We start from the raw sequence: 6,644 nt of genomic DNA, 5'->3' as shown, positions 1-6,644 counted from the left end.
GTAAAAAATGGGGAACAAATAAGTTAAACGTACATAATTTTAAAATGATATACTGAACTCGATTCAGCATTGCATTTTAGTATTATGTAAAAGAATAATGTGAACCTGTACTAATTTTTATATTAATTTTTTGTCATTACGAGGAGCATGTGACAAAGTAATCTCTATTTAGAAAAAGATTGCTTCATTTCATTCGCAATGACGCTTTAAATCTTAACGTTTAATGCAAATCCTAGACTTTATAAAATCCAAAACAAATCTCCCTTCAAATGGAATTGAAAACACCATTCATTTATTAAATGAAGATTGTACCATTCCGTTTATTTCTCGTTATAGAAAAGAGCGAACAGGAAATTTAGATGAAGTTGAAATTGGTAAAATTGTAAAATATAAAACGCAATTTGAAGAACTAGAAAAGCGAAAAATAACCATTATAAAAGCATTAGAAGAACAAGAGGTTTTAACTACTGAATTAAAACAAAAAATTGAAGCTACAACAGATTTAACAGTTTTAGAGGATATTTACCTTCCCTTTAAGAAAAAACGCAAGACAAAGGCTGAAACTGCACGTAAAAACGGTTTAGAACCGTTGGCTAAAATGATAATGAGCCAACGTGTAAATGACTTGAATTATACAGCTTCAAAATATATAACTAATGAAGTTAAAAATATTGAAGAAGCACTAGAAGGTGCACGTTTTATAATTGCAGAATGGATAAACGAACGTACAGATATTAGAAACAATATTCGGCATCAGTTGGGGAAATTTGCAAGCATTACAACCAAAGTTGTAAAAGCAAAGAAAGAAGATGAGAAAGCACAAAAATTTAGAGATTATTTTAAATGGAGTGAATCTTTAAACCGGATCCCTTCGCACCGTTTTTTAGCAATTTTAAGAGCCGAAAAAGAAGGGTTTATTCGTGTAAAAATTGAAATTGATAACGAACGAGCTTTATCAAAAATGGAAGCCAGCATTATTCGTTCCAATAGCAATTGTTCTTCTCAAATTAAATTAGCCATTCAAGATGCCTATAAACGTTTGTTATTTCCGGCCTTGTCCAACGAAATATTAAATACTTCAAAAGAAAAAGCAGATGCAAGTGCCATTATGGTTTTTGCCAAAAATTTAAAGCAATTATTATTAGGAGCGCCTTTAGGTGAAAAAACTATTTTAGCGATAGACCCAGGTTTTAGAACAGGTTGTAAAGTGGTTTGTTTAAATGCACAAGGTGGTTTGGAGTATAACGAAACTATTTATCCTCATGCTCCAAAAAATGATTCCATTGGTGCTATGAAAAAAATAAATTCACTGGTAGATGCTTATAAAATTGAAGCTATTGCTATTGGAAACGGAACGGCATCAAGAGAAACAGAACAATTAATCAGAAAAATGCGCTTTAATAAAGATGTGGAAGTTTTTGTGGTGAGTGAAGCAGGAGCAAGCATTTATTCGGCCTCAAAAATTGCACGAGATGAGTTTCCAAATTACGACGTTACGGTACGTGGTTCGGTTTCAATTGGTAGAAGATTGGCAGATCCGTTGGCTGAATTGGTTAAGATTGATGCAAAATCTATAGGAGTAGGGCAATATCAGCATGATGTTGATCAAACGAAACTTAAAACGTCGTTAGATACTGTTGTAGAAAGTTGTGTAAACTCCGTTGGTGTAAATATAAATACTGCAAGTACATCATTATTAAGTTATGTGTCTGGTATTGGCCCAAAATTGGCCGAAAATATTATAAAACATAGAGATGAAAACGGTCCTTTTTCTTCAAGAAACGCTATTAAAAAAGTTGCTCGTTTAGGAAACAAAGCTTTTGAACAAGGCGCAGGTTTTTTAAGAATAAAAAAAGCTAAAAATCCTTTAGATGATTCGGCGGTGCATCCAGAAAGTTATGTTATTGTTGAAAAAATGGCAAAAGATGAAAACACTACTGTTGCTAATTTAATTGGAAATAAAGCTGTACTTGATAAAATAAAGCTCGAAAAATATTGCACTTCAACAATTGGAATTCCTACGTTAAAAGATATTATTGCTGAATTGGAAAAACCAGGATTAGATCCCCGTTCAACGGCCAAAGTGTTCACTTTTAATCAAAATATACGCACTATTACAAATTTACATGAGGGACAATTACTACCTGGAATAGTAAATAATATTACCAATTTTGGTTGTTTTGTTGATATTGGAATTAAAGAAAGCGGCTTGATTCATGTTTCAAATTTATCAGATAAATTTGTGAGCGATGTTAGCACTATTGTCACTTTAAATCAACAAATAATTGTAAAAGTTTTGGAAGTAGATTTTGTTAGAAAAAGAATTCAACTTGCGTTGGTAAAATAGCGGTCTTTATTATAATAATTTGAAGTTATATTACTAGAGCTTTTCTTTTAAATTACTTTCCATAGTTGTTTTTTCTTCATCACATAAACAATCATTTTTTGTACAGTCAGCTGAGCGTTGCTTATTATAACATTTAGACATAATGCTATTTTGGTTGGCATATTTTTTACATTTTTTACATAAAAAAATATGTAAATTCAGCTTTAATAATTCCCAAAAAGTTGCTTCTTTATACTGGCTTTTATCGCAAATTGTTGTAGCTTGATTGCAAGTTAATTTCATTTAGTACAATAGTTATTTATTAAACCAATTATCTTCCATACATTTTCTCAATTGAGTACGTGCTCTATGAATAATTACCCAAAGATTTGACGAGGTTATTTCCAATTCCTTACATATTTCTTCAGTTTCAAATTGTTGAATGGTTTTCATTCTAAAAACCATGGCATATTTTTCGGGTAAGTTATTAATACATTTTTCTAAGGCAACAGTTAATTCTTCGTTTTCTATATTTTTTTCTACTTCAGCATTCCAATCGGTTGGAACTCTTTCTTCAATCCAATCGCCTTCATGTTCACCATCTGAATAAAAATTCATTTTCACTTCAGCCTTACCTTTTGCGGAGTTTATTTTTCGGTAATAATCAATAATTTTTCTTTTTAATATTGAGATTAGCCACGTGCGTTCACTTGCTTTTCCTTGAAAATTATCTTTTGCGTTTAAAGCCGCAAAAAATGTGTCTTGAACAAGGTCTTTAGCTTGATCGTGATTGCTAATTCGGCTAATAGTGTAGTTAAACAGGTAATCTGCATAAAGTGGTACCCATTTTTCGGGGTTTAAAGTATGTTTTTTAACAGCCATTTGATTTAAACTTAGAGCTAAATTAAATATTTATTTAGAATTATTCTAAATATAAATTGTTTTAGAGCGTTAAAAGAATTTTAGAAATTCTTTTTCTTTTAATTTGTGTACTGTTTTATTAATTCAAATATTCTTTTCCTATCAATAGGTTTGGTTAAATAAGCGTCAAATCCATTATTTAAAGCATTTTCTTTATCAGATTCCATTGCAAAAGCAGAAAGCGCAATTATAGGTAAATTAGGTTTTTTGTTTTTAATTTTTAGCATGGCTTCGTTTCCATTTATTAATGGCATTTTTATATCCATAAATACCATATCAATTTCAGCATTTGCTAAAGCCAATTCAATTGCCTCTGCCCCGTTGCTAGCTTCAATAATTTTATAGGTAGTATTTGAGAATAATTCATTAATATATAGCATATTGTATTCTTCATCTTCTGCTATTAATAAAGTAATTGGTTTACTTTCGAATGTGTTTGTTTTAAGTATATCTTTTTCAATTTTCATAGTACTTGTGTCTTCTTTAACTTTTTTATAGGGCACAGTAAAAAATACTGTAGTCCCTTTATCGCTGGACTCTAACCAAATTTCCCCCTTAAACAGTTCAACAAATTTTTTGGATATTGCTAACCCTAAACCTGTACCTTTTTTTTGTTTATTTAAATCTAAATCTCCTTGAATGAACCTGTCAAAAATTGTTGAATGTAATTTATAATCTATACCAATTCCTGTATCTTTCACATAAAATTGAAGATTATTATTTTTAATATAATAACCAATTTCAATTCTTCCTTTATCGGTAAATTTAAATGCGTTCGATAATAAATTTGTTAGAATTTGATGTAATTTGGTTTTATCTATTTCAATAAAACTATCATTATCTTCAAATCCTTTTTTACAGGTTAGAATTAGGTTATTTTTTTTGGCAATTGGATTGTAGAATGCGCAAAGGGTATCTAATAACTTATTTATATTTACGTTATTATAACTTAGTTGAACAACTCCAGCTTCAATTTTTGAAATATCTAAAATATCATTTACAATTGAGAGTAATTGTTTACTACTATTTATTACAATTTTAGCATATTCTTTGCGGACGTCTTCTGATAGATCTGAATTTAAAAACAATTCTGAAAAACCTATAATACCGTTCATTGGAGTTCTAATTTCATGACTCATATTTGCCAAAAAAGCTGATTTTAACCTGTCTGATTCTTGAGCTTTTACAAGTGCTTTTTTGAGATCGTTTGCGGCATTATTTTTTTGAATGGCAATACTAATCTGATTTGCTACAAACTCTAATAATTGTAAATCATTTAAGTTGTACGCTTCTGAATCTTTATAGCTTTGAACAACAATGGCACCAAACACTTCGGTTTGGGATTTTAGTGGCACACCTGCCCATATTTTTGTAGGTTCGCCAATTAAATCAACAACACCTTTTTTAATTAGATTATTGTGATTTTTAGTATTGACTAATAAAGGTTGTGCTGTTTTTATAACGTACCCAGTTAGAGATTTTTGTGCTGAAAACTCTGCAGTATCATCTTTTTCGTCTACAACAAAAGGTAAACTAATACTATCATTTTGCCCATTATACAAAGCAATATAGAAATTGGTAGTATCAATAATTTTATGTAATTGGTTTTTTATAAATGTGCTAAATTCATTAAAATCGTCTATGGTTAGAGCGGCTTTAGAAATATTGTATAAAACAGTTTCTAATTCTTCCTTTTTTACTCTTTCTGTAATGTCTTTGACAACCGCATGAATTCTAATTTTATTATCACTCTCTTCAATTTTTGTTAATGAAACTTCAGCTGGAAAAACATGTCCTTTTTTCGTTTTATGATACCATCTAAACCGTGTACTTCCTTTATCTAAAGCAATTTTTATTAGTTTTTCAGCTTTTTCAAATGAATTTTCACCATCTGGTTGTTTTCGTGGAGAAATTTCTGAAGGGTGTAATTTAAACAAAGATTTTTTATTAGGATGTCCAAATATTTTTAATGTTGCCTCGTTACAATCAATAAAAACACCATCTTTAATAATAAAAACAGCATCTATTGATTTCTCGAAAATATCGCGATATTTTTTCTCAGATTTTTCTAATAGTTTTTTAGAATGTATAGTTTCTGTAATATCATTCCCTAAAGAAGCTACTCCAGTTAAATTACCTTCACTATCTTTTAGAGTTACATTGTACCAATTACAAATAATTTCTTTACCACTTTTTGTAATATTTTTATTGGTATTTCTAAATCCGCCTTCTTGTCTTAATAATTCATTCCAGATCTTATCTATTTCTGAATGAATATTTTTAGGAATAATTAAATCTCTAATATGCTTTCCAATAGCTTCTTTTGCTGTAAATTCAAAAATTCTTTCAGCAGCGTTATTCCATTTAATTACTTTAAAATCCACGTCCCAAATAATTGAAGCTAATGGAGTATTTTCGAATTGATTTTTTAATCGTTGATTGCTTTCATAAAATAAATCTTGGGTTCTTTTTTTCTCGGTAATATCTTCTGCAATTGCTTGAATATGAGTAATGTTGTTGCTTGCATCTTTTGTGAAATCAAACCGTACATCAATCCATTTTATGATGCCTTCATTTGTTATTATTCTAAACGGTTTTGCTTTAAATCCTTTTGCTTTTTGTTGCTTAATTTTTTTAAATATTTTAGCGCGAATTATAGGTAAATCTTCTGGAAAAACGAGTTCGTGCACTTTTATTTTTCCTGTTAAAAATTCATTATGAGTATAGCCAAATAAGTTTTGAGAATTTTCTGAAGCAAATAATACGGGAAAATTAAATTCGTTCTTACATAATATTGCACTGGAAGGACTTTTATTTATAATATTATAGGCCTCTTTTATTTTATTTTCTGATAATTTTTTATCAGTTATTTCCTGAAAAATAATGAGCATTTCATTTTTAGATGGAATAATTCTATTCTCAAACCATTTATGCCAAGGGGCAAAATAGTTTTCAAAACTTACAGGTTTTTTTGTTTTTAATGCGCGCTGGTATTCATCATAAAAAAGATCGCCTTCTTTTTCTGGAAATTCATTCCAAATATTTTTTCCAATAAGATCAATACTTGATTTACCTAATAAATTAGTAGCTTGTTTGTTGGCATAAATATAATTTGAATTTTTATCTAAAATTACAAATCCATCTTTAATACTGGCTATAGTGTTAGAGAGTAAGTTTTTTGTGGTATTTAGTTTTTGTTCAGAAATTACATTTGTAGTAATATCTTGAGCAATACCAATAATTCTTGAAATTTTATTTTTTTCAAAAACAATACTTCTTTTTTCGAGAATATATTTAGTTAATCCGTTTTTAGTTATAATCCGATACCTTAAATCTTGAGTAGAATTTCGGAACAAATTCTTTAAACTATAATCAATTACTTTTTCCTTGTCTTTTG

The 6,644-nt window shown here is 29.2% G+C and carries 4 protein-coding genes; 1 reads left to right on the top strand and 3 read right to left on the bottom strand.

The annotated features are described in order from the left end of the window. Nucleotides 1-223 precede the first annotated feature (223 nt). Entirely contained in the window at nt 224-2,347 is a 2,124-nt protein-coding gene (locus tag AB1Z17_RS12120; RefSeq protein WP_368052052.1) for a Tex family protein, read from the top strand. Between the two features lie 33 nt (nt 2,348-2,380). Here AB1Z17_RS12120 and AB1Z17_RS12115 read toward each other — a convergent pair whose 3' ends face one another. The 3 genes from AB1Z17_RS12115 to AB1Z17_RS12105 form a co-directional block, all read right to left on the bottom strand. Further along, nucleotides 2,381-2,629, bottom strand: a complete 249-nt coding sequence (locus tag AB1Z17_RS12115; protein ID WP_368052051.1) for a hypothetical protein — start codon at nt 2,627-2,629, stop codon at nt 2,381-2,383. A gap of 12 nt (nt 2,630-2,641) precedes the next feature. Then, nucleotides 2,642-3,208, bottom strand: coding sequence for a sigma-70 family RNA polymerase sigma factor (locus AB1Z17_RS12110; RefSeq protein WP_368052050.1), 567 nt, complete (start codon nt 3,206-3,208; stop codon nt 2,642-2,644). Between the two features lie 98 nt (nt 3,209-3,306). Then, nucleotides 3,307-6,644 (bottom strand): PAS domain S-box protein (locus tag AB1Z17_RS12105; protein ID WP_368052049.1); only part of this gene is annotated, 3,338 nt, incomplete at its 5' end.

It is taken from the genome of Lutibacter sp., assembly GCF_040883305.1.
GTDB lineage: Bacteria > Bacteroidota > Bacteroidia > Flavobacteriales > Flavobacteriaceae > Lutibacter.
Note: the sequence above shows the minus strand (reverse complement) of the source record. Positions and strands in the feature narration are given on the sequence as shown.

Bases quoted from the DNA above. Each gene is read 5' to 3' on its own strand.
- AB1Z17_RS12120 (WP_368052052.1), top strand. From the start codon at position 224: ATGCAAATCCTAGACTTTATAAAATCCAAAACAAATCTCCCTTCAAAT.
- AB1Z17_RS12115 (WP_368052051.1), bottom strand. From the start codon at position 2,629: ATGAAATTAACTTGCAATCAAGCTACAACAATTTGCGATAAAAGCCAG.
- AB1Z17_RS12110 (WP_368052050.1), bottom strand. From the start codon at position 3,208: ATGGCTGTTAAAAAACATACTTTAAACCCCGAAAAATGGGTACCACTT.